The organism is Micromonospora kangleipakensis, assembly GCF_004217615.1.
Taxonomy (GTDB): Bacteria; Actinomycetota; Actinomycetes; order Mycobacteriales; family Micromonosporaceae; genus Micromonospora; species Micromonospora kangleipakensis.
In genome coordinates, this window is sequence record NZ_SHLD01000001.1 from 1,318,570 (window position 1) to 1,341,942 (window position 23,373).

24 protein-coding genes are annotated in these 23,373 nt (G+C 71.2%); 13 read left to right on the top strand and 11 right to left on the bottom strand.

The genetic code is table 11. The features are described from left to right. Nucleotides 1-73: 73 nt before the first annotated feature. A complete protein-coding gene (locus EV384_RS06410; RefSeq protein ID WP_130331019.1) occupies nucleotides 74-754 on the bottom strand; it encodes an FKBP-type peptidyl-prolyl cis-trans isomerase in 681 nt (226 codons plus the stop codon). Between the two features lie 156 nt (nucleotides 755-910). Here EV384_RS06410 and EV384_RS06415 point away from each other — a divergent pair, with 156 nt between their 5' ends. Then, nucleotides 911-1,303, top strand: a complete 393-nt coding sequence (locus EV384_RS06415; protein ID WP_130331021.1) for a PPOX class F420-dependent oxidoreductase — start codon at nucleotides 911-913, stop codon at nucleotides 1,301-1,303. A gap of 50 nt (nucleotides 1,304-1,353) precedes the next feature. Here EV384_RS06415 and ku read toward each other — a convergent pair whose 3' ends face one another. After that, a complete protein-coding gene (ku, locus tag EV384_RS06420; protein WP_130331023.1) occupies nucleotides 1,354-2,385 on the bottom strand; it encodes a non-homologous end joining protein Ku in 1,032 nt (343 codons plus the stop codon). Nucleotides 2,386-2,470: 85 nt separating this feature from the next. Here ku and ligD (EV384_RS06425) point away from each other — a divergent pair, with 85 nt between their 5' ends. The 3 genes from ligD (EV384_RS06425) (at nucleotide 2,471) to EV384_RS06435 (ending at nucleotide 5,682) form a co-directional block, all read left to right on the top strand. Further along, entirely contained in the window at nucleotides 2,471-3,412 is a 942-nt protein-coding gene (gene ligD / locus EV384_RS06425; protein WP_130331025.1) for a non-homologous end-joining DNA ligase, read from the top strand. Next, on the top strand, nucleotides 3,402-4,316 hold the full coding sequence (ligD, locus tag EV384_RS06430; protein ID WP_130331027.1) for a non-homologous end-joining DNA ligase: 915 nt from the start codon (nucleotides 3,402-3,404) through the stop codon (nucleotides 4,314-4,316). Before ligD (EV384_RS06425) ends, ligD (EV384_RS06430) begins: the two co-directional genes overlap by 11 nt. 160 nt (nucleotides 4,317-4,476) lie before the next feature. After that, nucleotides 4,477-5,682, top strand: a complete 1,206-nt coding sequence (locus tag EV384_RS06435) for a low temperature requirement protein A (RefSeq protein WP_130331029.1) — start codon at nucleotides 4,477-4,479, stop codon at nucleotides 5,680-5,682. 140 nt (nucleotides 5,683-5,822) lie between these two features. On the opposite strand, the gene EV384_RS06440 is transcribed toward EV384_RS06435, so the two are convergent. Together EV384_RS06440 and EV384_RS06445 are read right to left on the bottom strand one after the other, a co-directional pair. Further along, complete coding sequence (locus tag EV384_RS06440; protein ID WP_130331030.1) at nucleotides 5,823-6,317, bottom strand: cupin domain-containing protein; 495 nt, start codon at nucleotides 6,315-6,317, stop codon at nucleotides 5,823-5,825. A gap of 31 nt (nucleotides 6,318-6,348) precedes the next feature. Beyond that, complete coding sequence (locus EV384_RS06445; protein WP_130331032.1) at nucleotides 6,349-6,720, bottom strand: DUF4267 domain-containing protein; 372 nt, start codon at nucleotides 6,718-6,720, stop codon at nucleotides 6,349-6,351. An 89-nt stretch (nucleotides 6,721-6,809) separates the two neighbouring features. Here EV384_RS06445 and EV384_RS06450 point away from each other — a divergent pair, with 89 nt between their 5' ends. From EV384_RS06450 to EV384_RS06460, 3 genes are all read left to right on the top strand, one after another. Continuing rightward, nucleotides 6,810-7,382, top strand: coding sequence for a TetR/AcrR family transcriptional regulator (locus EV384_RS06450; RefSeq protein WP_130331034.1), 573 nt, complete (start codon nucleotides 6,810-6,812; stop codon nucleotides 7,380-7,382). Nucleotides 7,383-7,457: 75 nt separating this feature from the next. Next, nucleotides 7,458-8,213, top strand: a complete 756-nt coding sequence (locus EV384_RS06455) for a TIGR03089 family protein (protein WP_130331036.1) — start codon at nucleotides 7,458-7,460, stop codon at nucleotides 8,211-8,213. A gap of 146 nt (nucleotides 8,214-8,359) precedes the next feature. Continuing rightward, the gene (locus EV384_RS06460; protein ID WP_242623958.1) at nucleotides 8,360-9,211 is read left to right on the top strand and encodes a GNAT family N-acetyltransferase; all 852 of its coding nucleotides are present in this window, start codon (nucleotides 8,360-8,362) and stop codon (nucleotides 9,209-9,211) included. 24 nt (nucleotides 9,212-9,235) lie between these two features. Here EV384_RS06460 and EV384_RS06465 read toward each other — a convergent pair whose 3' ends face one another. Further along, nucleotides 9,236-9,721, bottom strand: coding sequence for a carboxymuconolactone decarboxylase family protein (locus EV384_RS06465; RefSeq protein ID WP_130331040.1), 486 nt, complete (start codon nucleotides 9,719-9,721; stop codon nucleotides 9,236-9,238). 167 nt (nucleotides 9,722-9,888) lie between these two features. Here EV384_RS06465 and EV384_RS06470 point away from each other — a divergent pair, with 167 nt between their 5' ends. Beyond that, on the top strand, nucleotides 9,889-10,803 hold the full coding sequence (locus EV384_RS06470) for an RNA polymerase sigma-70 factor (protein WP_130331042.1): 915 nt from the start codon (nucleotides 9,889-9,891) through the stop codon (nucleotides 10,801-10,803). Nucleotides 10,804-10,848: 45 nt separating this feature from the next. Here the strand turns inward: EV384_RS06470 and EV384_RS06475 are convergent, their stop codons facing one another. Both EV384_RS06475 and EV384_RS06480 read right to left on the bottom strand, forming a co-directional pair. Next, on the bottom strand, nucleotides 10,849-11,118 hold the full coding sequence (locus tag EV384_RS06475) for a hypothetical protein (RefSeq protein WP_130331044.1): 270 nt from the start codon (nucleotides 11,116-11,118) through the stop codon (nucleotides 10,849-10,851). Next, entirely contained in the window at nucleotides 11,115-11,411 is a 297-nt protein-coding gene (locus EV384_RS06480) for a DivIVA domain-containing protein (protein ID WP_408630975.1), read from the bottom strand. Before EV384_RS06480 ends, EV384_RS06475 begins: the two co-directional genes overlap by 4 nt. A 364-nt stretch (nucleotides 11,412-11,775) precedes the next feature. Here EV384_RS06480 and EV384_RS06485 point away from each other — a divergent pair, with 364 nt between their 5' ends. The 3 genes from EV384_RS06485 to EV384_RS35280 all read left to right on the top strand — a co-directional run bounded on the left by EV384_RS06485 (nucleotide 11,776) and on the right by EV384_RS35280 (nucleotide 13,233). Next, nucleotides 11,776-12,003: a winged helix-turn-helix domain-containing protein gene (locus tag EV384_RS06485; protein ID WP_207232245.1), complete on the top strand. Its 228-nt coding sequence runs from the start codon at nucleotides 11,776-11,778 to the stop codon at nucleotides 12,001-12,003. 629 nt (nucleotides 12,004-12,632) lie between these two features. After that, nucleotides 12,633-12,902 (top strand): hypothetical protein, encoded by a 270-nt coding sequence (locus tag EV384_RS06490; protein WP_130331048.1) that lies wholly within the window; start codon nucleotides 12,633-12,635, stop codon nucleotides 12,900-12,902. A gap of 28 nt (nucleotides 12,903-12,930) precedes the next feature. Further along, on the top strand, nucleotides 12,931-13,233 hold the full coding sequence (locus EV384_RS35280) for a hypothetical protein (RefSeq protein WP_207232246.1): 303 nt from the start codon (nucleotides 12,931-12,933) through the stop codon (nucleotides 13,231-13,233). 183 nt (nucleotides 13,234-13,416) lie between these two features. On the opposite strand, the gene EV384_RS06495 is transcribed toward EV384_RS35280, so the two are convergent. From EV384_RS06495 to EV384_RS06505, 3 genes are all read right to left on the bottom strand, one after another. Next, nucleotides 13,417-14,037, bottom strand: a complete 621-nt coding sequence (locus EV384_RS06495) for a hypothetical protein (RefSeq protein ID WP_242623959.1) — start codon at nucleotides 14,035-14,037, stop codon at nucleotides 13,417-13,419. A gap of 441 nt (nucleotides 14,038-14,478) precedes the next feature. Next, nucleotides 14,479-16,299 (bottom strand): WD40 repeat domain-containing protein, encoded by a 1,821-nt coding sequence (locus EV384_RS06500; RefSeq protein WP_130331050.1) that lies wholly within the window; start codon nucleotides 16,297-16,299, stop codon nucleotides 14,479-14,481. Between the two features lie 1,441 nt (nucleotides 16,300-17,740). Further along, the gene (locus tag EV384_RS06505; RefSeq protein WP_130331052.1) at nucleotides 17,741-19,420 is read right to left on the bottom strand and encodes a DNA repair helicase XPB; all 1,680 of its coding nucleotides are present in this window, start codon (nucleotides 19,418-19,420) and stop codon (nucleotides 17,741-17,743) included. Between the two features lie 173 nt (nucleotides 19,421-19,593). On the opposite strand from EV384_RS06505, the gene EV384_RS06510 reads away from it, so the two are divergent. Beyond that, a complete protein-coding gene (locus tag EV384_RS06510) occupies nucleotides 19,594-20,469 on the top strand; it encodes a L,D-transpeptidase family protein (protein WP_130331054.1) in 876 nt (291 codons plus the stop codon). Between the two features lie 92 nt (nucleotides 20,470-20,561). Beyond that, nucleotides 20,562-20,810, top strand: a complete 249-nt coding sequence (locus EV384_RS06515; RefSeq protein WP_130331056.1) for a hypothetical protein — start codon at nucleotides 20,562-20,564, stop codon at nucleotides 20,808-20,810. Nucleotides 20,811-20,819: 9 nt separating this feature from the next. Here EV384_RS06515 and EV384_RS06520 read toward each other — a convergent pair whose 3' ends face one another. After that, nucleotides 20,820-23,294: a helicase-associated domain-containing protein gene (locus EV384_RS06520; protein WP_130331058.1), complete on the bottom strand. Its 2,475-nt coding sequence runs from the start codon at nucleotides 23,292-23,294 to the stop codon at nucleotides 20,820-20,822. Between the last annotated feature and the right edge of the window lie 79 nt (nucleotides 23,295-23,373).

Here is a 23,373-nt window from a genome sequence, read left to right on the forward strand (position 1 = left end):
TGGGCGGATGGTGCCGCCCACGGTGACCATGAACCTACTGCCGGTAGGTGACCGGACGGAAGACCGGTGTGACCTACTGCGCGGCGAGGACGTCAACGACGAAGCGCAGCGGGCCGGCCGGGCGGCCACCCGCGGAGTCGTTGCCGTACGCCAGGTCGGCGGGGATGTCCAGCTGCACCCGGCTGCCCACGGTCACCCCGACCAGGCCCTGGTCCCAGCCCTTGATGACCTGGCCGACGCCGATCGGGAAGCTGGCCGGCTGCCCGTTGTTCCAGGAGGCGTCGAACTCCTTGCCGTCCTTGTAGAACACGCCCACGTAGTTGGTGGTGATGGTCTGGCCGGCCTTGACCGCCGGGCCCTTGCCCTTGATCAGCGGGGTGAGGGTGAGCTTGGTCAGCTCGCCCTTGCCCGGGTCGACCTTCGGCTTGGTGGCGAGCGCCGGATCCACGCCCTCCGGGAGCTGCTGCGGCGGCGCGGCGGGCGCGGCGGGCGCGGTGGCGTCGGGAGCCGGAGCGGTGGCGCTGGCCGCGGGGGTGCCGGCGGCCTCCTTCTTGTCGTCGTCCCCGCCGTTGACGACGACGAAGACACCGATCAGCACCGCGACGACGGCGACACCGGCGAGCGCGCCGAGCAGCGACTGCCGGCGGCGCTTCGCCTCGGCCGCCTTCTTCGCCGCCAGCTGGGCGGCCAGCCGCCGCTCCGCCTTGGTGCCCGGGCCCTGGCCCGCCGACCGGTTCTGCACACGCTCGCTCACGTCGAACTCCCCTGCTGGGTGGTGGGTGCGGCCCGGCGGCCGCTGCCGAGACCAGCGCACACGGTACCCGCCGCGACGCCCTCGGTGTCCCCTCGCCCGGGGCCGGATCGGACAGCAGGCCCGTCGATGCCGGTTTTCGGTAGTAGGTTCACGAGCATGGCGATCCTCACCGAAGAAGACCTGGCCCTGCTCTCCGAGCCGCAGCTCGCCCACGTGGCCACCGTCGAGGCCGACGGCTCTCCGCACGTGACCCCGGTCTGGGTGGACACCGACGGCGAGCACATCGTGTTCAACACCGCCAAGGGCCGGCAGAAGTACGTCAACATCGAACGCAACCCGGTGGTCGCGGTCTCGGTCGTGGACAAGGCGAACGACTTCCGCACCCTCTGGGTGAAGGGCACGGCCGAGTTCGTCGCCGAGGGCGCCGACGAGCACATCGACCGGATGGCGAAGAAGTACCTCGGCCAGGACACCTACCCGTTCCGCCAGCCGGGCGAGGAGCGGGTCATCGTCCGGATCACCCCGACCGGCAAGCTCGGCCGCGGCTGACGTCCGGTCCCCCTGCCGTCCGATCCGGCGCGGCAGGGGGCGGTCGCAGGTCAGGCGGTCTTGCGGGGGGCGGCCTTCTTCTCGGCGGCCTTCTTCGCCGGGGCCTTGGCCGCCTTCTTCTCCGCGGTCTGCTTCGCCGCCGCCTTCTTGGCCGGCTCGGCCTTCTTGGCGGCGGCCTTCTTCGCCGGGGCCTTGGCCGCCTTCTTCTCGGCCGCCTTCTTCGCCGGCGCCTTGGCGGCCTTCTGCGCCGACCGGGCGGCCGAGATCGGGGTCGGCTCGGCGGCCGCGCCGGCGGCCTCCTCGCCGCGGGCGGCCCGGGCCCGCTCCACCGAGGCCTTCAGGGCGGCCATCAGGTCGACCGCGGCGGCCGGCGCGGCCTCCACCTCCTCCGGCTGGACCACCTCGCGGCCCTCGACCTTCGCGTCGATGACCTCCTGCAACGCCGCCCGGTAGTCGTCGGTGAAGGCGTCCGGCTGGAACTCCCCGGCCATCGAGTCGATCAGCGAACTGGCCATCGCCAGCTCCGGCGGCCGGACCTTGAGATCCTCGTCCAGGAAACCGAAGTCGGGGGTACGCACCTCGTCCGGCCAGAGCATCGTGTTGAGCAGCAGCACGCCCTCGCGTACCCGCAGGGTGGCGAGCTGTTCGCGCTGGCGCAGCGCCACCTTGACGATCGCCACCCGCTCCGAGTCGGCGAGCGCGTTCCGCAGCAGCACGTACGGCTTGGTCGCCGAGCCCTCCGGCTCCAGGAAGTACGCCTTGTTGTAGAGGATCGGGTCGACCTGCTCGGCGGGGACGAACTCCAGCACGTCGATCGCGCGCGAGGTGGTCAGCGGCAGCTCGGCGAAGTCCTCGTCGGTGAGGATGACCATCTCGCCGCCGCCGATGTCGTACCCCTTGGCGATGTCGTCGTAGGTGACCTCCTCGCCGCAGACCGAGCAGGTGCGCTTGTAGCGGATGCGGCCGCCGTCGTCGCGGTGCACCTGGTGGAAGCGGATGTCCTTCTCCTCGGTGGCCGAGTAGAGCTTCACCCCGATCGACACCAGCCCGAACGACACCGCTCCTTTCCAGATCGCCCGCATCACGCGCTCCTCTCCCCGGTTCTGCTCAGGATCGCAAACGATCGAACGGGACGCACGCTCTTCGCCGTGCAACTACAGTCAGAAGGTGCCCGGCGCGCCGTTGAAGCCGATGCTCGCGATGACCGGGCAGCTCCCGGCCGGTGCCGGCTGGGCGTACGAGTTCAAGTGGGACGGCGTCCGGGCGCTCGCCGACATCTCCTACGGCGACCACCACCTGTACGCCCGCTCCGGCGTGGAGATCACCACCGCGTACCCCGAGTTGCTCCCGTTGGCCGAGCAGGTCGACGACGCGCTGCTGGACGGCGAGGTGGTGCTGTTCACCGAGCGCGGGCAGCCCTCGTTCACCGCGCTGGCCGAGCGGATGCACGTCCGGAACCCGGCCAAGGCGGCCCGGCTGGCGGCGGCGGCGCCGGTGACGTACATGATCTTCGACCTGCTGCGGCTGCGCGGCGAGAGCCTGACCGGCCGTCCCTACCGGGAGCGGCGGGCGGCGCTGGAGTCGCTCGGGTTGGGAGCCGCGCGGTGGGCGGTCCCGCCGACCTTCGACGACGGCCCGGCCACCTACGAGGCCGCCGGCGAGCACGGCCTGGAGGGGGTGATGGCCAAGCGGGTCGACTCGGTCTACCGGCCGGGGGTGCGCTCGCCGGACTGGCTGAAGGTCAAGCTGGAGGTCACCGGCGACTTCGTGGTGGGCGGCTGGCGGCCCGGCGCCCGGAAGATCGGTGGCCTGCTGGTGGGGGTGCCCGGCAAGGACGGCCGGCTCACCTACCGGGGCCGGGTCGGCGGCGGGATCGGCGCCGCCCTGGAACGGGAGCTGCTGCGCGAGCTGGAGCCGCTGCGCACGGCGGCGTCGCCGTTCGCCGGGGACGTGCCGCGCGAGGATGCCAAGGGCGCGAACTGGGTAACACCGCAGATCGTGGTGGAGGTGAAGTACGGCCAGCGCACCCCGGACGGGCGGCTGCGCTTCCCCCGGATCCTGCGCCTGCGCCCCGACAAGCCGCCCGAGGAGGTCGAGGATGCCAGCTGACCGGTTGAAGGTGGACGTCGAGGGGCGCTCGCTGGAACTGTCCAACCTGGACAAGGTGCTCTACCCCGAGGCCGGGTTCACCAAGGGCGAGGTGATCGACTACTACACCCGGATCGCCCCGGTGCTGCTGCCGCACCTGGCCGACCGGCCGCTCACCCGGATCCGGTTCCCCAACGGCGTCGGCGGGGGCTCGTTCTTCGAGAAGAACGCCCCGGCCGCCACCCCCGCCTGGGTACGCACCGAGACACTGCCCGCCCCCGGGTCGACCAAGGGCCGGGAGACCATCGACTACGTGGTCGCCGAGGACCTGCCCACCCTGGTCTGGCTGGCCAACCTCGCCGCGCTGGAGCTGCACACGCCGCAGTGGAAGATCGGCGCGCACCCGGACATGATGGTGGTCGACCTGGACCCGGGCGCGCCGGCGGCGCTGAAGCAGTGCTGCCAGGTGGCGCTGCTGATGCGGGACCGGCTGGCGGCCGACGGCGTCGAGGCGTACCCGAAGACGTCGGGCAAGAAGGGCATGCAGCTCTGCTGCCCGATCGCGGGGACGCAGTCCTCCGATGCCGTCTCCGACTACGCCAAGCGGATCGCGCAGGAGCTGGAGCGGGCCCACCCGAAGCTGATCGTGTCGAAGATGGCGAAGAACCTGCGGCCGGGGAAGATCTTCATCGACTGGAGTCAGAACAACGCGGCGAAGACGACGGTGGCGCCGTACTCGCTGCGCGCCCAGTCGGTGCCGTCGGTGTCGACCCCGCTGACCTGGGACGAGGTCTCCGCCGGGGCGGCCGGGAAGCGGCCGTCGACGAAGCCGTACACGGCGGGTGAGGTGCTCAAGCGCGTCGAGAAGCAGGGCGACCTGCTCGCCCCGCTGTTGGAGGGCGGCCCCGAGCTCCCCGAATCCTGACGACAGCCGGTTTCTGGCGGTGCCCGCAGCGGCATGCCCGGCCGCGGCCAGTTCGTGGTTTGTCGACCCGCTTGGATTCCCGGCGGAGAGTCCCGGGCTGTGCGGCGCGTGGTACGACTGACGGCATAAATGCGGCAGAACTGACAGAACGGGCGCGCCGATGACCGCCGGCAACTCGAGCGACCTCCTGCGGGATCACGCCGAGCCGCAGCGCGCCACCTACGTCGAGCTCTTCTTCGACGTGATCCTCGTCTTCGCTCTGACCCGGCTGTCGCACACCCTGTTCACCGACCTCACCTGGCTCGGCGCTCTGCACACCGTGATCCTGCTCGCCGCGTTCTGGTGGGTCTGGGTCTTCACCGCTTGGACCACGGACCGCCTCAACCCTGCCCAGCCCGCGATCCAGCTCGTGATCATCCCCATCATGCTCGGCACCCTGATCATGGCGGGTGCGGCGCCCACTGCATTCGGCGAGGATGGCATGATCTTCGCCGCCACATACGTGATCATCCAGGTCGGCCGGGCCCTCTTCGTCACGTCGGCGCTGCGCCGCCGGCCGGAGGTGGCGATCGGCTCGCTGCAGCAGCTCATCTGGAACTGCTTCGCAGGAGTGCTGTGGATCGCGGGCGCACTGACCGAGGGCACCCCTCGGGTGGTGATCTGGCTCCTCGCGGCGGTCCTTGGCTACACCATGAGCCGGCTGGACTTCCGGCTGCCCAAGCTCGGCCCGGCCCGGATCACCGCACAGGCCGTCTCCGCGGAGCATCTCGCCGAGCGCTACCAGCAAATCATGATCATCGCGTTTGGTGAGTCGATCCTGGCAGCAGGCGGGCAGTTCGCCGCGTTCGGGTTCGAGCGGGATCGAGTGATCGCGTTCGTCCTGGCGTTCACCATCACCGCGCTGCTATGGCGGATCTACTTCTACCGTGCGGGCCTGCTCCTCCCGGCTGTGATCGCGGCCAGCGCCGCGCCGGCATTCTTCAGCCGGTCCGCCTCGTATGCCCATCTCGTCATGGCCGGCGGCATCGTACTCAGCTCGGTTGGCGACGAGATCATCATCAACCACCCGTTCGCCGAGGCCAACCTGGTCTGGTCTGCCGTCATTCTCTGCGGGCCCGCGATCTACCTGGCCGGCCGTGCCCGACTCGACTACCTGTCGTTCAGCAAGGTCGCCGTGTCCCGAGTGATCGGTCTACTCCTGCTCGTCGTCCTGTCACCCGTGGTGGCGTTCCTGCCACCGGTCCTGATCGCCGTCGTGGCCGTTGTCATCCTCACCGCGATCGCCACCTCGGACACCATCTCCTGGCGCTTCCGCCCGAGCAAACCGAAGCCGCCGCCGCCCGGCGGACCGTACCGACGCCGGTAGCGCCACAGCTGGGCGGCCGCGCCGAGCAGCTGGCGCACGGCGGACGAGGTGCCAGGCAGGTCGAGAAGACGGCTGGTCCGCTGCTGAGGGGCCCGCGCTGCCCCGGGTCCTGAGCCGCCGGGGCGGTGCGGGTCCGGGGATCAGCGGCGGGCGGCCTCCCAGGCGGCGCTGCTACGGAAGTACGTGTCGTAGAGCTCCTGCACCTCCAGCAGGCTCTCCGGCGGCACCTTCCCGTACGCGATCCGCTCCAGGTGGCGGAAGTACTCGAACCGCTCGACGCCGGGCGTGATGACGATGAGGATGTCGGCGTTCTCGCCCGGGGCGGCGGCGAACGCGTGCGCCAGGCCGGGCGGCACGATGACCAGGTCGCCGCGTTCGGCGGTGACCACCTGGTCGCCGGAGAGCAGTTGCGCGGTGCCGTCCAGCAGGTAGAACAGCTCGGCGGAGTTGGCGTGGTGGTGCGGCCGGGCACCGTCCGCGCCGTCGTGCAGGGTGACCCGCTGGGTGGAGAGCGCGCCACCGGTGGCGCTGCTGTCGGCGAGCAGCCGGATGGTGGTCGGTGCCCGGCCCACCACCTCGGCGTCGGCCGCGCGGACGATGACGGACTCGTCGAAGTCGGGCGTGATCAGGGACATCTGACGGCTCCTTAGCGGGGATCGCGGGTCTCTACAGGGCGAACAGCAGGACGGCGTCGAGGAGTACGACCACGGCGGTGGCGAAGTGGATGCCGAAGGCGGCGGCCTTCGTACCGCCGTGCCGGAGCACGATCACGGTGTCGCCCAGCGGTTCGAGCGCGCCGAGCAGCATGTACCAGGCGACCGCGGTGGGGGTGGCGAACCCGATCAGGGCGAGGCCGAGCAGGCCGTAGGTGAGGTCGCGCAGACCCTTGACCGTGAGGTAGGCGCGGTCACCGTCCGGCTTGGCCGGGACGCCGTAACCGGCGGCGGCGGCCTCGGGCTGCAGGAGGAACCGGGCACCGATGACGACGAGGAGGAGGCTGATGACGACGGCGAGTCCGTAGGCGAGGGGGCTGAGCATGTCCGACTCCCAAGTGCTAGCGCTGCTAGGTCTGAGAGCGAAGCTAGCAGACCGCCGGCAGAATCGCTAGCAGTGCTAGAGTTGCGGTCATGGCTATACGAGAGCGCCGCGAGCGTGAGCGTGCGGAACGGGAGCGGGCCATCGTGGCCGCCGCCCGGGAGCTGGCCGAGTCGGAGGGCTGGGACGCCGTCACCACCCGCCGGCTCGCCGCCCAGATCGAGTACAGCCAGCCCGTGCTGTACAGCCACTTCAAGGGCAAGGACGCCATCATGGCGGCCGTCGCCGTGGAGGGCTTCGGCGATCTGGGCCGGGAGCTGGCCGCCGCGCGTACCGCCGCGACCGACGAGCGGCAGGCGGTGGCCGATGTCGCCGCGGCCTACGCCGCGTTCGCCGAGCGGCGGCCCGCGCTCTACGACGCGATGTTCACCCTCGCGGTCGACCTGCCGTTCGCCAGCCAGGACGTCCCGGTCGACCCGGCCCGGGCCTTCGCCGAGCTGGCCGAGACGCTGCGGCCGGTCGCCGGCGACGACGACCTGGAGACGTTCACCGAGACCTTCTGGAGCGGGCTGCACGGCCTGGTCACGCTCATGCGCAGCGGCCGGCTCCGGCGTACGGACCACGAGCGGCGGCTGGCGCTCCTGGTGGACCGGTTCGCCCGCTGAACCCTCCGGCCTGCCGCAGCCGTCGGGTGGCGGGCCGCTGGCTAGGGTGGACCGACCGGCAGGAGGAGTGTCCCCATGGCTGTCCACACGCCCGTACCCGTTCCGGCCGACGCGCCGCGCGCGGCCGACCTTCCGCTGCTGACCTATTACGACGACGCGACCGGGGAGCGCACCGAGCTGACCGCGCACCAGCTCGGCGGCTGGGCGGCGCGCAGCGCCGCGCTGCTTCGCGACGGCTGCGGACTCGGCCCCGGCAGCCGGGTCGCGGTGCTGCTGCCGCCGCACTGGCGGACCGCCGCGGTGCTCGTCGGCGCCTGGTCGGTCGGGATGGCGGTCTCGTTCCGGCCGCGGGCCACCGCCGGGCTGCCGGTGCTCGAACCCGGCGGCGACCTGCCGTACGACGTGGTCTTCGTGACCCCGGAACGCCTCGACGACTGGCTGGAGGACGTGCCCGACGGGGCCCACCGCTACCTCGTCGGCACCAGGCCCGGCCCGCTGGCCGACGTGCCCGTGGGCTGGCTCGACTGGTCCGCCGAGGTGCTCCGGCACACCGACACCCCGCCGGACTACGGCGCCATCCACCCGTCCGACGCGGCCACCCCGGACGGCACCAGCTACGGCGAGTGGGCCGCGGTGGCAAAGGGGATCGCCGAGCAGCTCGACCTGCGGGCCGACGACCGGCTGCTGGTCGACGCCGCCGAGCACGAGCAGCCACTGAAATGGCTCCTCGCGCCCCTGGCCGCCGGCGCGTCCGTGGTCATCTGCGCCAATCTCGACCGAACCCGGCGGGACGCGGTGGCCGCCGCCGAGCAGGTCACCCGAGTTCTCTGAGCCTCGTTGCCGCTGTGATCGGGTGGCCTGGCCGCGGGTCGCCCCGAGAGGGTGGGGTGAAACCGCGTTGACAGGGTTGGTGGGCGGGACGCCTACTGGGCCGTCGGAGACAGGACGGTGGAGGATCGACGGTGGACCGTACGGGTGTGACCTGGAAAGAGTTCGGCGAGGAGCACCTCGCCGCCTTGGCCGGGCTGGCCGAGGCGTGCCTCGCCGTCGACGGCGGGTTGCCGCTGTTCGCCCGTACGCCGCTGCTGCGGGCGCGGCTGCTGCAGACCCGTACCCTCGGCGACTGGCACGCCGGTGACCTGGTCGCGGCGGTCGGGGTCGGCACCGGGCGGGCGCCGGCCACCGCCACCGGCCTGGTGCATCCGGCCTGGCGGGGGCGGGGGCTCGGCGGCCGGCTGCTGGACTGGGCCGGCGAGCAGGCCGGTGACGCGGACCTGCTGGTCACCACCGAGACGTGGAGCCCGGACGCGGAGGCCCTGTTCACCGCGCGCGGCTTCGCGCGCACCTTCCTGGAGTGGGTGCTCCGGCACGACCTCGACACCCTTCCCGACGTGCCGGCACCCGACGGCGTGCGGCTCGAACCGGCGGCGCTCGGCCCGGAGCTGTTCGACACCTACCGCGCGTCCTTCGCCGAGCGGCCCGGCTTCGCCGCCCCGGAGCCCGACGAGTGGCTGGGCGAGCTGCGCGACGACGACGGGTACCGGCCGGAGCTGTCGCTGATCGCCCGCGCGGCGGACGGGACGGCGGTCGGCTTCGTCAACGTCATCGACGACTGGATCGACCAGGTGGGCGTGGTGCCCGGCTGGCGGGGGCGGCGGGCCGGGGCGTACCTGGTGGCAGAGGCGCTGCGCGGCCTGGCCGGGGCCGGGGCGGGGGCGGCGTGGCTCTGCGTCAACGACGACAACCCGGCCGCCGGGCTCTACCGGCGGCTCGGCTTCCGCGACGCCGGCCGCCGCGCCCGCTACCTGCGCCGGGCCAGGATCAGATGATCCTGGCCCGGGCCGGACTGCCACTCAGTCGAACGCGGCGGCGAACATACCCGGCTGGTAGGAACCACCCTTCTGGTGCACGATCACGGCGAGCCGGTTGGCCGCGTTGATCAGGGCGACCAGGGAGACCAGCGCGGCGATCTGGTCGTCGTCGTAGTGCTTGCGCACCTGCGCCCAGGTCTCGTCGGAGACGCCCTGGTAGGCGTCGGCGAGCCGGGTGCCCTCCTCGGCGAGCGCCAGCGCGGCCTGCTCGGCCTCGGTGAAGACGGTGGATTCGCGCCAGGCGGCGACCAGGTTGAGCCGCACGGCGCTCTCACCCTCAGCCACGGCCTCCTTGGTGTGCATGTCGATGCACCACCCGCAGCCGTTGATCTGGCTGGCCCGCAGCGACACCAGCTCCTGCGTGGACTTCGGCAGCGGCGACTGCTGGATGACCATGCCGGCGTTGGCGAACCGCTTGAAGAACTTCATGGCGATCTCGTTGTCGAACATGTTGAATCGGGCGTCCATGGTTCCGTCCTTCACTCGTGGTGTTCGGTTGGACGAACACGAGATGCCGGCGATCAGATCCCTGTGACGGCGCGGCCACGTGACGGCCGTCACAGCCTGTCGTGTCACAGAACGGCGAGGTCCGGCATCTGATGGGTGGCACAGCCGCGAGCGAAGAGGAGTCACCCATGGTGGGCACGCCGCAGACCGCAGCCGACGACCGCCCGGACCCCGCCACCGAGGCGTTCCTCGCTCACCGCAACCTGCTCTTCACCGTCGCGTACGAGATGCTCGGCTCGGCCGCCGACGCGGAGGATGCCCTCCAGGAGACCTGGCTACGGTGGGCCGGCGTCGACCTCGACACGGTCCGGGACCGGCGCGCCTACCTGGTCCGGATCACGACCCGCCAAGCGCTCACCCGGCTGCGTACGCTCGGCCGCCGCAAGGAGTCCTACGTCGGCCCCTGGCTGCCCGAGCCGCTGCTCACCACCCCCGACGTGGCCGAGGACGTCGCGCTGGCCGACAACGTCTCGATGGCCATGCTGCTGGTGCTGGAGACGCTCGCGCCAACCGAACGCGCGGTGTTCGTGCTGCGCGAGGTGTTCGACCTCGGGTACGACGAGATTGCCGAAGCCGTCGACAAGAGCCCCGCCGCGGTCCGCCAGATCGCCCACCGGGCCCGGGCACACGTTGCGGCGCGCCGGCCGCGCCAGGTCGTGTCAGCGGCCGAGACCCGGCACGCGCTCGACGCGTTCCAGCGGGCGCTAGAAACCGGCGACCTGCAGTCCCTGCTCGACATCCTCGCGCCGGACGTCGTCCTCCTCGGCGACGGCGGCGGAGTCAAGCAGGCCGTCCCGCGGCCGATCGTCGGGGTCGACAAGGTGGCCCGCCTGCTGGCCGGCGGCTGGGGCAGGATCGCCGACATCACGTCGCTGCGGCCGGCGCAGGTCAACGGCCACCCGGCGCTGGTCGTCCGGCTCGACGGCGAACTCGACAGCGTCCTGGCCCTGCGCATCGACGACGGCCTGATCAGCGGCATCTACGCCGTACGCAATCCCGAGAAGCTGTCCCACATGGCGCGGGAGACCGCCCTGAGCCGCTGAGCCGGGAGGTGGCCCGGCACGTGATCGGGCTGCGCTCGGGGCTCGTCACCGCCGCCTGAGCCACGGCGGGCGCGGCGCGCAGCGCGCGGTGTGGTCCACCGGCAGCGCGCACCGCCCGCGGCCGTCCGGCAACGGCCGATCACAGAAGACCCAATGGCGTACGCCCTGCTGGTCCTCGGCCGAGACGGTCACCCCGCCCGGCTCGACGCGTGCGCTGAGCCGGGCCAGCACCCGGGCGGCGGTCCGGGCGAAGATCCGGGCCCGGAGCAGGTCGGGCGCAGTGATCGGCAGATGGATCACCCAGCGGTCGGTCATCGGTAGCGGTGGTTCGCCGACTGGGCGCTCTGCCAGGCGCGCAGGGCGTTCTTGATTCGTACGTTCTCCTCCTGCACCGCGACCAGGGCGGTCTGCGCGACGGTGAGTTCGTCGGCCACGCGGTGCAGGAACGCGCGGATCTCGACCGGGTCGAGGCCGTGCCGGCGGACGTTGAAGCACCGGTCGCGGATCTGCCAGGGCCGCAGTGGAAGCCGACCCTGGAGTGGGCCGGCGTTTTCCGTCGGACGTCGTTGGTCGTGTCGGCTCGCCAGCCGACGGATCAGGTTGCGCACGGGTGACCGCCCATCGTCGGATCGCGTCGAAGTGGAGGGGACGGCCTCCGCCTGTTGTGGTCGGCGGAGACCGCCCCGCCCTGCCGCCGCAGCCTCGATCGGCGGTACGGCTGCAGGGCCGCGCCGGGGGAGCGCGGAGGGTGAGGTCTCGGCGGCGATGCGAGACCGGTACGAGAGGCGCCAACCGACCGCAGCAGCACCGCATCACCGAGAGCGACGCTACCGATACCTCTCACCTCTGTCAACGCTCTCTTACCTGTCGAATCTGCCTGGCGTGCTTCCTCCTGCTTCCCTTCCAGTTATTGCCGCTCTTTCAGCTGGTGCTCGATACTGGTAGGGCCAACCGACTGCAAGGGGCCTCCACGTGCCGATTCCGCCAACCATGGACGAGTTGATCAAGGATCTGCTGAAGCGGATCGAGGTGGGCGAGTTCCAGCCCGGGTCACAGATACCGTCCACCCAGGAACTGGCCGATCACTACGACCTGTCGCTCTCGACGATTCACCGGGCAGTGGCGACGCTGCGGGAACAGGGCGTGCTGGTTGACCGCCCGGGTCGCGGTGTCTTCGTTGCTGAGTCCACCCGCCCCTGACCCGCACCGGCGAGCCGGTGAGCTGATCTGCTGCCCGGTCGGCATACAGCGGTCCTAACCTTGTTACTGGAAGATCAAAACCTCAGTCGGCCGGCGCTCCCGAGGTCTGAACGGGAACAACGCGGCGTTCGGTCGCGCTGCTGATCTTCCTCGCGTGAGTCTCCTCATGCCGCTGGCCGTGGGATCGTGCCACCCGTCTGCGGGAGCCAGCGCCAAGCATGTCGGTGATAGGACCCGACTTGGCTCATGATCACTGAAGTGGGGCGGTCGGGAGCTTCCGGCGGTGCAAGAAGTAACGACCGGCCGGGTACAAACTGCAGATGGTGTGCGACTGTGCCACATCGTGAGCTTCGGCTGGCCGATCCGGATCGGTGTTGATCAGGAGACGGATTACGCCGACATGCTCCGATGAGGGCCGGCCGAGCTCTATCCTGGTCCACGCCGACCGCCTGATCCGTAGCCTCGGCGACGCTGTCCAGAGCGGTTCGGCGAGACTTCGACCAGTGCTCCGACGCCAGCGATCGTCCGCGCTCGTTCTCGCCCGTCCGGCGGCGTTGCTGTCACTGGTTGCTAATCAATCAATGGCGCCTTCCTACCAGCAGGGGCGGCGGGTTGTCAGGATGCCTGGCATGGACGACCACCGCCACCTGGTGCCCCTCGTAGACGCCTTGCTTGCCGCCGGCAATGCCCTCGAACCTCACCCGGCAACCGAAGAGCCCTTCCGTCCAAGCCAAGGCGGCTACTACTGCCAGCTCACGAAGCCGATTGATTTTCGGATTCTTCGTGGTGTACCACTCGATGACAAGGTGCACCTCGTGGAGCAGGCGGACTACATCTGGTGCGACCACTGCTGGGCCGAGATCCGCGGAGGTGGACACCAGCAGGCCGAGACTGGGTGACCGATGGATCACGAGATTTGCCGCCGCCATGGTTGATTCCGCGAAGAGCGAGGCTGTCCGGCTCTACACGAGCTGGGGGCGTAACCCGTGGCCTCGCACCAACCCGGACGCGGTGCTCGGCATGTCCGGCGCATCCCCTGAGCATCTCCTTCGATACGCCGAACGCGTGGTTCAGGAGATGTTCGATCAGTTCCCGGTCTGGGATGTCGGCCCCGAGGGGCTAGCGCAGGCCGCAGATCGTGTTGGTGCAGCAATGGCCGTCCGCCATCCTGAGCTTGATGCAGAGGCGGCTAAGGCTCTGGCTTGGATGTGGTCCTACAGCGCGCGGTAGCCGCTCAACTCCGCCACAGATGCTCAGTTTGGAAGAGCGCGATCAAGTGGTCGTGATGCCCGAAACGCCTGCGGCCGGCGGCGGAGCTGGTTCCCCCTCGTGCCCGCTCATGACCGCTGCGCGCCACGGTTATTGGCCCATGGATGGCCCATGATGGCCTTGAAGGAGATCGATGCGAACCTGTCAGACGAAGTCTCTCCAGAAGGCGACGGTGGCTTCTGGCTCCTGACCTCGGTGCGGCGCAGGTCCACCGAACTCCGAGTGGATGTAGTCCTCTAGGTCGTGGCCGTAGTAGATGATGTCGGTCTGATACATCGACAGGACCGGGTGCCCGTACGAGCCACGTCCGGAGGGCAGGAACCGATGGCCGAACACGGGCACCATCTGCGGCACCTTTCGGAGGTGAGGCTCGGCGCCTGCCACCGCCTTACGGCGGTCGTGTGGCCGGTCTCCCCAGCTTTCATGCCAGTAGCCGTTGTGTTCGATATCGAACAGCACGCCATGGAGGGGCCAGCCAAGGCGATCGCGGAGGGTAGCGTGGTCGCCTCGTCGCCAGTCAGGCCAAGAAGGGCCGGTCGGTAGCCCGGCGGCCAGGAACGCGCGGTGGTCGTCGGCGAACTGGAAGCCGAAGGTGTGCTCCACGCGAGCAAGCTCCGCTTCTGTCAGGCCACGCTGAATCTTGACGTGTCCGAGTTCCCTTAGACGGCGGGCTGCTGCGATACCGAGGGCAGCCCCTTCCGGGTTGACGTCCGGAGCAGGGTGAGCTCGACCGACCTTGCGGAAGCGGTCCAGGAAATTGCCCACGGCTTCCTCCCTTTCAGGTCGCGAAGCGTAGCAACCAGGAAGGGGGAGCGGATCTCCTCGTCGGGCAGTCGTAGACCGTCCAGCCTCCCCGGACGGGGACAAGGTGGAGCGCCTTACCAGCCGAACGACCTTGGCCCCGTCCGGGGAGGCTGGTAGCCCTTGTGGTGCCCGGCGAGGTGATCCGCCCGGCCGATCTCGGCTAGACGATCCTCACGCCCAGTTCCGGCGCCGACGAGAGGGCTGCAATTATCAGCGCATGGAGTTCGTGCTGGATCCGCCACGTGGGGTCGGCCCGCTGCGGCTCGGGCTTGGGTCCAGCCTGGGCTTCGGCGTCGGTCCGACAAGGGACAGCCACCGCAGACCCCAGCGGCCCTGACCGGGGCGACCGATGCTCCGATCAGGGCCTGTGCAGCTGATTCACTTTGCTGTGCTGCGGGCTGCCTAGTTGGTGAAGGTGAAGTAGCGGTAGGCGCCGTACGTCGTGTAGTTGAGGCTGTCGCCAGAGGTGCCGGCGATGTAGGCGGCGCGGACCCGGTACTTGACGCCGGTGCTGTGCGTGCCGGTGAGGGTGTACGTGGACTTGCCGGTGCTGCTCAGCGGCAGCATGTACGACTTCCAGGCGCGCCACGTGCCGCTGGCGTAGTACTCGAAGATGAGCTTCTGCTTGCGCCCGGCGTTCGGGGTCATGGTGGTGGTGAAGACCGGATTCGTGGTCTTGCGGTAGTAGTAGTAGCCGCTGCTGGTCTTGTAGTAGCCGCTGACGGCCGTACTCACGCTGACGTTGGTGTAGACGGTCGACTTGACCGACAGCGGCGCGTACCTGGCGTCGCCGGTGAAGACCGCGGTGACAGTGGTGTTGCGGGTCAGGGTCAGGTTGGCGGTCAGGTTGCCGCTGCTGTCGACGACACCCTTCTTGAGCAGCTTGTTGCCCTGGTCGGTGCCAGCCGGGTCGGCCCAGATCTCCACGGTCCGGTTGGTGTAGGTGCTGCCCAGGTGGGCGGTCATGGCGACGGTCGCCCCGTAGGCGTTGACGGTGCCGTTGCGGTTCAGCGTCAAGGCCGGCGTGGCCCGGGACACCGTGACCGTGGCGGTGGCCGTGGCGCCGAGATGGGTGGCATCGCCGGCGTACCTGACGGTGTAGGTGACCTTGCCGCCGGCCGGCGGGGCGTCGGTGACCGTAAAGTTGCCCGACGCGTCCGTGGTCACGTCGGCGAGCGCCTTGCCGGACGTCGATTCCATGTCGGTACGGGTCACGGTCAGCGCGGTGCCGGCCGGGAGCGAGCCGGTGATCGTGCCGGCGATGGTGAGCGACGCCGCTCGGGCGGCGCTGGTCGGGGTGGTCAGTGTGATCGTGGTGGCGACCGGCTCGTTCAGCGCCCGGAAGCCGATCAGGCCGTTGTTGTCGGTGACGACGAACAGGCGAGGGCCGTTCGGCTGCCAGACGATGCCGTTCACCATCACCTGGTCGGGGCCCGGATGGTTGAAGAGCGTGGAGCCCGGCATGTCGAAGGCCTGCCGCGCGGTGGTGGATCCGGCGTCGTAGGTGTAGAGGTCGGGCGTGCCGATTTCGGTGCGGGTGGCGACAGCGACCCGGCCGTCCGGGGCGGTGTCCACCGCGTAGCCCACGGTGTTCAGGTAGCTGCCGACCGTCGAGAGATCGGTGCTGGACAGCTGGAGCGCGCCACCGGCACCGCCCACCACCACCTGGCTGCCGTCCGCGGAGAGCGCGAGGTCTCGCAGGTAGCTGAGGCCGTCGATGGACTTCTCGACGATCTTCTGCTCGCTTCCGGCCGAGACGTCGTAGACGACGACCCGGCTTCCGGAGGTGCCGCTGCCGTCGGAGAGTGCGATCAGGTTGGGTGCGCCCGGGTTGGCGGCGATGAGCGGCGCGCCGTAGTACGGGCTGATGCCGGTGAAGCTGTGCAGCGTCACGGCGGAGGAGGCCGGGTCGATCGAGCCGAAGTTGCCGCTCGCGCCGCCGTCGTCGTAGGAGAACCAGAGACGACCGCCGGCCACGACGACGTCACGCGGGTAGATCCTGTCGCCGAGGGTGATGCGCCCGGTTTCGGCGTACGTCGTCGTGGAGTACGCGATGATGACGTGCGAGTTGGGCACGGCGGCGTAGAGGGTGCTGGAGTCGGCGGCCAGCGTCAGCCCCGCGACGCCGGGAAGGTTGGTGACGGTCGAGCCACCCGACCCGGTATAGGTGGTGGACGCGATCACGCCGTTCTTCGGGTCACTCGCGATCAGCCTCTGGTGCATGCCGTCGACCACAAGGTCGCCGAGCGAATCCAGGAGGGCCGGGAAGAAGTACTGGTTATCCGCCGGCGGTGTGATGACCTCGGTATCGGCCAGCGCTGAGCCTGTGCCGGAAGAGACGAAGAACCCGGTAGCCCCCGCCAGAACGGCAGCGGCCACAACCGCACGAACACTCCGTGTGCGCACGCAGCACCCCCATGATTCACGCGCCCCAACTCAGAGCACGGCCAAGCGAGGCTACGCGAGAGTCCTTCATCCCCGTCCATCATCCAAACGGCCGAAACGATGTGAGCTTCCCGGTTTACCGGACGGCTTCCGTGTGCTCGTCAGGCTGAACGTGGCGGCGCCACCTGGGGCTGCCGCTCCTACATCGGCTTCCTACTCAGCCGGATGCCGGGGCGGACTGGGACGGTCCGTCAGAGACGTGCGGTCAGCGGCGTGCCCGGACGCTGCGTTGGGTCACGCAAAAGCGGAGGCGGCCGCCGACCTCGGGTCGCCGCGAATAAGCGGCGGCGTCCGATAGCGGCTGCCAGCATCGACGGCCGTTCGGGACGAAGAGGTCACGCTCCGCCACACCCCCAGATGATTAGCCGTGTGGGGTGGTGGACGGGCCAGTTTGCGACAACACCGACCCGGGTTGCTGGAGGCAGCCGACCGGACATTCCTGACGGCAGCATGACGACAACAGCGTCTGTTCCCGTAACAACGACCCCACAGCCAGCAGCCGCTTACGCATCGGCAAAAGCGCGTGTATGACCGGACGCCTGGATCTGAAAATCGGAAGGTCGGCGGTGGAAACACCGCGACGCGCCGTCGCCCAATGCCCCACGAGTCAGCAGGAAGTCAGCGAAACGCCGTGGTGCGCGATCGACAGCGACGGTCGCGGCCGGCAGACACCGAGGGCAGGACCACAGGGAACAACACCCGCTGACACTGGCCGACAACGCCGACCAGGCTCCCCCCGGCGGGGGTCAGGTCCGGCCGGAGCGCCGGCGGGAACGCTGTCGACAGCAACACAGTGGACGGCGGCCGTACCACCGGAGCTCCACCTGCACGGCGGGGCGTGTCCAGGCACCGGGAGCATTTCGACCGTGAGCGGCAGTTTGTCGCGGCGAACGCCCGGGCACTCCGGGATCTTGACTGTGGCACCGTCGCCGCGGACCGCACCCGTCCAGTAGCTGGCCCGGGGCGCTCCAAGGCGATCTTCACCTCGCCCGGATCGGCGGCCTCAGCCGCTTGGACTCGGAGTGTTCGTTGTCGAGTCGAGGAAGGCGCTAACGGCTGAGTCGTTTACGACATCAGGTCCATAGCGAGTACGAAGGACAAGTGGTCCCGGCGCATGTCCCCGAGGCTCGCACAGTTATCAGCTCCGTCTCTGGGACGTGGGGGTGTCGGGGTGACCCGGACACCGCAACATCCCGGAGGCGGAGCCGATCAACGCAGGTCAGTCCACACTCGGCAGCTTCGGGCCGAGGACGTCGTCGGCGTCCACGATGGTGTAGGCGTACCCCTGCTCGGCGAGGAAGCGCTGCCGGTGGGCGGCGTACTCGGTGTCGATGGTGTCCCGGGAGACCACCGTGTAGAAGTGCGCCTGCCGGCCGTCGGCCTTCGGCCGCAGCACCCGGCCGAGCCGCTGCGCCTCCTCCTGCCGCGAGCCGAACGTGCCCGACACCTGGATCGCCACCGCCGCCTCGGGCAGGTCGATCGAGAAGTTGCCGACCTTGGAGATGACCAGGGTGCGGATCTCCCCGGAGCGGAACGCGTCAAACAGCCGCTCCCGCTCCTTGTTGGTCGTCGAACCCTGGATGATCGGCGCGTCGAGGTATTCGCCGAGCTGGTGCAGCTGGTCGATGTACGCGCCGATGACCAGCACCTGGTCGTTCGGGTGCCGGTCCACGAGCGCGCGAACCACCGGCAGCTTGGTCCGGGCGGTCGCCGCCATCCGGTACCGCTCCTCGGCCTCCGCCGTCGCGTACGTCATCCGCTCCGCGTCGGTCAGCGTGACCCGTACCTCGGTGCACTCGGCCGGGGCGATCCAGCCCTGCGACTCGATGTCCTTCCACGGCGCGTCGTACCGCTTGGGGCCGATCAGGCTGAACACGTCGCCCTCCCGGCCGTCCTCGCGGACCAGCGTCGCCGTCAGCCCTAGCCGGCGGCGGGCCTGGAGGTCCGCGGTGAACCGGAAGATCGGCGCGGGCAGCAGGTGCACCTCGTCGTAGATGACCAGGCCCCAGTCGCGGGCGCCGAACAGGTCCAGGTGGGTGAACTGGCCGCCGCGCCGCGAGGTGAGCACCTGGTACGTGGCGATGGTGACCGGACGGATCTCCTTGCGCTCGCCCGAGTACTCGCCGATCTCCTCCTCGGTCAGCGAGGTGCGGGCGATCAGCTCCCGCTTCCACTGCCGGCCCGCCACGGTGTTGGTCACCAGGATCAGGGTGGTCGCCTTCGCCTCGGCCATCGCCGCCGCGCCGACCAGCGTCTTGCCCGCGCCGCAGGGGAGCACGACCACGCCCGACCCGCCGGCCCAGAACGCCTCCACGGCCTCCCGCTGGTACGACCGCAGCGTCCACGGCTTGCGCCCGTCCTTGCCGGCCTCGGCCAGCTCGATCGGGTGCGCCTCGCCGTCGACGTACCCGGCCAGGTCCTCCGCCGGCCAGCCCAGCTTCAGCAGCGCCTGCTTGAGCCGGCCCCGCTCGGACGGGTGCACCTGGATGGTGTCGTCGTCGATCCGGTCGCCGAGCATGCCGGCGAGCTTCTTGCTCTTGGCGACCTCGATCAGCACCAGCCGGTCCAGCGCGCGCAGCACCAGGCCGTGCGCCGGGTCGTTGGCGAGCTGGAGCCGGCCGTACCGGTCCATCGTCTCGGCCACGTCCACCAGCAGCCCGTGCGGCACCGGGTAGCGGGAGTACTTGATCAGCGTGTCCACCACGCCCTCGGCGTCGTGGCCGGCGGCCCGGGCGTTCCACAGCCCCAGCGGGGTCAGCCGGTAGGTGTGCACGTGCTCGGGAGAGCGCTCCAGCTCGGCGAAGGGCGCGATCGCCATCCGGCACGCCTGCGCGTCCGGGTGGTCGATCTCCAGCAGCAGGGTCTTGTCCGACTGCACGATCAGTGGTCCACCGCTCACGCCAGCGCCCTCTCCCTTGCCGGATTTCCTCGCCCGTCGGCCGGCTGACCTGCCGAAGGCGGACCATCCAGTGTTGCACGCGGGAAGGTGTCCGGAAAAAGTCACGGCCGGCAGGCAACGTGCTGGTCTTCCCGCACGTCTAGAGAGCGGAACAACTGTCCAGGGGAGGGCCCATGCAGCATGTCCGGTTTGTCGCCCGGGCCGTCGCCCTGGCAGCGGTTCTGCTGGTCGGCGTCGGTGCGTGCGCGCTCGATCCGCAGGGCGACGGATCCGGCGCTGCCGCGCCGGCCCCCGTCGGCGTGACGGAACGGGCATCGGGGGCGAGCGCGGCGCCCACGCCGGGCCAACCGACCGGGTCCCCGCCGGCGCAGCCGAGCCGGACGGCCACGCCGAAGCCCAGCCGCACGGCGACACCGAAGCCGAGCGCCACGCCGAAGCCGAGCAGCTCCGGCTTCACCGGCTGCCCGCAGGGCGAGCACCAACGGGCCGTGGAGACGTACCTGGCCCGGTTGGGCGGGTTCGGGAAGCTGACCGTGGACGGCCGGCAGTCCGCCGCCGACTGCGCCGCCATCAAGCGGTTCCAGCGCCGCTACGGCATCAGCCCGGCCGCGGGCCGCGCCGGCGCCACCACGTACGACGTGGCGAAGCGGCTCGCCGGCACCGACGTCCGCCGCTGCCGGGCGGGTGCGGGGCTCACCTTCTGCATCGACCTGACCCGGCAGACCGTCTGGGCGATGCGCGGCGGCACGGTGGTCATGGGGCCCACCGTCACCCGCACCGGCATGGCCGGGTACGCGACCCCGACCGGCACCTACCGGGTCGGCGGGCGGAACCTCCGGGAGTGGTCCAACCCGTACGAGGTGTGGCTGCCCTACTGGCAGCGGTTCAACGGCGGGATCGGCTTCCACGAGACCACCACGTACCTGCACAACGGGGCGATCGGCTCGCACGGCTGCGTGAACCTGCTGCACGCCGACGCCGTCCGGCTCTGGGAGTTGGGCTCCATCGGCACCCGGGTGGTCGTCTTCGGCCGCCGCCCCGGCACCTGATCGGGCCAACCGGATCAGGGTTTTGTCCCCTGTCACCGCCGCCCGCCGGGTGACACGCTGGAGGTCAGGTCCGCACGGGACGGGGGCGGGAGATGACGGTCGACCACGACGCGATCCACGACGCGATCCCCGACGACGATCGGGCACCGGCCCACGAGGTCTCCACGGCCGCCCTGGTCGGCTACACGGCGGCCGCCGTCGGCCTGGTCGGCTGGTTCCTCTTCGGGCTGCTGGTGCAGCGGCAGGGCTTCGTCGACTCGGTCGGCGAGTCGGCCGGCGCCGGGTTCGCGCTGCTGCTGGCCGTCTCGGTGATCGGCACGGTCCGGCGCAACGGGCGCTGACCGGCCGGCTCAGTCCTCCAGCACCGCCGCGGTGATCCGGTGCAGGGCGAAGGTGTGCAGCATCTCCGTCCGCTCGTCCTCGGCGCGCAGGTAGCCCGCCCCGATCGACACCGGCCGGAGCAGCCGGGACGCGGTCGCCCCGTGCGCGTCCACGTACCCGACCCAGACCAGCGCCTTGTCGCGGACCGCCTGCTGGAGCACGGCGAGCGCCTCGCTGTGCCCGTGCGCCGGCGCCGGCCCGGTGCGCGCCACGCCGCCGCGGACCACCGCCGGGGCCCGCCGGGCCGCCCGCGCCGCCGCCTCGCCGCGCCGGATCTGCTCCACCACGCCGAGCAGCCGGGGCAGCGCCAGCTTCGGCGCCGCCAGCGGGTCGAGGGTCCGGCTGGACACCGGCACCCGGGCCGGCGCCCGCCGGGTCTTCGGCCGGGCCAGCACCGTCGCGCCGCTGGCGTCCTCCGGCACCGGCGCGTAGCCGGCGTCGCGCAGCGCGATCAGCATCCGTCCCACCTGGTACGGGGTGGAGAGCACCGTCGGGGCCAGCCGGCGGAACGCCAGCGGCTCCAGCCGCCGGTCGCTCAGCACCTCGGTGAGCAGCGCCTCGTCGTCGCTGCGGACGTAGCCCCCGGCGGAGCCGACCCGCAGCCCGCCGTGCTTGCGCGCCACGTCGTCCACCAGGTAGGTCAGCCCCTGCGGCACCGGGGTCCGGGACCGGCGGCGGAACAGGCTGTGCAGGTCGCCGGCCGAGTAGCCGGCGTCCAGGGCACGCCGGACGCTGGCCGTGGTGACCCGGTGCACGCTGGCCCCGCCCGCCGACTCGTGCTCGGCCACCACCTCCAGCTCGGCGGCGAGCGCCGGGTCGGGCGGACCGGGCACCACCACGGTCAGGTCGGCCTGCACCAGGAAATGGTCGACCGGGGCGGGGAGCAGGGCGTCCAGCGCGCGGACGGCGGTGGACGGCTCGCCCGACTCGGCGTCGGAGCGCAGCCCCAGCGGGTCGTCCGCGCCCCGCTCGTCGGCCTCGGCCACGTCGGCGAGCAGCAGCCGCCCGTACGAGGTGAGCGCGCCGAGCCCGGTCACGCCGAGCTGGGCCGCCTCGGCCAGCACCTCGCGGTGCGCGGTCTCCCGGCCCCGGGCGCGCCGGGGCGCCCGCCAGTCCAGCAGCTCCAGCACCTCGTCCGGGGTCGGCGCGGTCGCCGGTTCCAGGTCGGCCAGCACCCCCAGCACGGCCCGACGGGCGGCCGGCGCGCCGGCCCGTTCCGCCTCGGCGGAGAGCACCGAGATCGGCCGGTCCCGGTCGTCCCGCTGGCCGACCAGGCCCACCTGACGGGTCATGGTCAGCCAGGCCCGGGCCAGCTGCTCCCAGCGCTGCGCGAGCGAACTGGCCCGCCACACCTCGTACCCGCCGGTGGGCAGGACCTGCTGGTCGCCGCCGTACCGGGTGGTGGCGCTGCCGGTCAGGTCGAGCTCCCCGAGCAGCCCGGCCGCGTACGCCACCTCGAAGAGCAGCGCGGTGGTCGGGTCGTCCAGGCCGAGGCCCCGGGCCAGCCGGCGCAGGTCGCGGACGCCGACGCCGCCGGAGCGGAGCACCGTGGCCGGTTCGGCGGCGAGCGCCTCCAACAGCGCCTCGGTGTGGCGTACCACCTCCATGGTCTGCCCGGCCCCGGCGGAGTCGGCGGCCTTCGGCTCCCGCGTCGGGCTCGCCAGCCGGGGTGGGCTGGTGCGCAGCGGGCCGAGCGGGCCGCTGTCCCGACGCAGCAGCAGGCCCACCTCGCGGGGGAGTTCGACGGTGCCGCCGTCCTTGCCGCCCGACACCCGCACGAGCAGCCGGTGGTCGACCAGCCAGCGGATCGGGGAGCCGGTCGGCGCGCCGCCGTTGGTGGCGTCCGGGGGCAGGCTGTCCTCCGCGCCGACGGCGGGGGCCTGCAGCGCGCCCGGGGGCACGCTGCCCACCGGCGGGCCGGCCGCGAGCCGGTCCAGGATCGCCCGGGCTGACGGGGGAGCGGCCAGCAGCGTCCGGCGCAGCTTCGCCGGGTCCGCGCAGAGGGCCGCCGTGCGTGGGTCCAGGTCCGCCGCCGGTCGGCCCAGTCCCGCCGGGTACGGGGAGACCTCGTCGACGCCGGCCACCACGTGCAGGTCGTGCTCGGGGCCGTAGAGCAGGAAGAGCGCGCGGAGCCTGCTCACCGCGGCGCGGACGGCGGTCGGGGCGGGCGGGTGCGGGCCGGCGGTGGCCATCGCCAGGATCGCCTCGGTGGCGGTGCCCCCGGACCCGGGGTCGCGGGTGAGCCGGGCGGCGTCGAGGATCTGGAGGGTGAACTGGTCCAGCCCGTCGAGGGCGCGGGCCACGGAGACCCGGGACTGGGCGCGGATGGCCAGGGCGGAGATGTCGGCCGGCACCGGCACGACGAGGTCCGGCCGCAGTTGGAGCAGGGCGGCGAGGGACTCGTCGGGGAGCGTCCGCAGCTGGTCGGCGAGTGAGGTGGTCATCGTCGTTCCACGCTAGCCCGGCCGGGGGCCGTCCCGCCCCTCGGACGTCCGGCTCGCCGGGGTTGGGCGGGTACGTTCT

Coding starts and splice junctions, on each gene's coding strand:
- EV384_RS06475 (WP_130331044.1), bottom strand. CDS start 11,118: ATGACCGACCGCTGGGTGATCCATCTGCCGATCACTGCGCCCGACCTG.
- EV384_RS06450 (WP_130331034.1), top strand. CDS start 6,810: ATGGCTATACGAGAGCGCCGCGAGCGTGAGCGTGCGGAACGGGAGCGG.
- EV384_RS06520 (WP_130331058.1), bottom strand. CDS start 23,294: ATGACCACCTCACTCGCCGACCAGCTGCGGACGCTCCCCGACGAGTCC.
- EV384_RS06445 (WP_130331032.1), bottom strand. CDS start 6,720: ATGCTCAGCCCCCTCGCCTACGGACTCGCCGTCGTCATCAGCCTCCTC.
- EV384_RS06440 (WP_130331030.1), bottom strand. CDS start 6,317: ATGTCCCTGATCACGCCCGACTTCGACGAGTCCGTCATCGTCCGCGCG.
- EV384_RS06465 (WP_130331040.1), bottom strand. CDS start 9,721: ATGGACGCCCGATTCAACATGTTCGACAACGAGATCGCCATGAAGTTC.
- ku (WP_130331023.1), bottom strand. CDS start 2,385: ATGCGGGCGATCTGGAAAGGAGCGGTGTCGTTCGGGCTGGTGTCGATC.
- EV384_RS06415 (WP_130331021.1), top strand. CDS start 911: ATGGCGATCCTCACCGAAGAAGACCTGGCCCTGCTCTCCGAGCCGCAG.
- EV384_RS06510 (WP_130331054.1), top strand. CDS start 19,594: ATGCAGCATGTCCGGTTTGTCGCCCGGGCCGTCGCCCTGGCAGCGGTT.
- EV384_RS06470 (WP_130331042.1), top strand. CDS start 9,889: ATGGTGGGCACGCCGCAGACCGCAGCCGACGACCGCCCGGACCCCGCC.
- EV384_RS06500 (WP_130331050.1), bottom strand. CDS start 16,299: ATGCACCAGAGGCTGATCGCGAGTGACCCGAAGAACGGCGTGATCGCG.
- ligD (WP_130331027.1), top strand. CDS start 3,402: ATGCCAGCTGACCGGTTGAAGGTGGACGTCGAGGGGCGCTCGCTGGAA.
- EV384_RS06515 (WP_130331056.1), top strand. CDS start 20,562: ATGACGGTCGACCACGACGCGATCCACGACGCGATCCCCGACGACGAT.
- EV384_RS06490 (WP_130331048.1), top strand. CDS start 12,633: ATGGACGACCACCGCCACCTGGTGCCCCTCGTAGACGCCTTGCTTGCC.
- EV384_RS35280 (WP_207232246.1), top strand. CDS start 12,931: ATGGTTGATTCCGCGAAGAGCGAGGCTGTCCGGCTCTACACGAGCTGG.
- EV384_RS06455 (WP_130331036.1), top strand. CDS start 7,458: ATGGCTGTCCACACGCCCGTACCCGTTCCGGCCGACGCGCCGCGCGCG.
- EV384_RS06435 (WP_130331029.1), top strand. CDS start 4,477: ATGACCGCCGGCAACTCGAGCGACCTCCTGCGGGATCACGCCGAGCCG.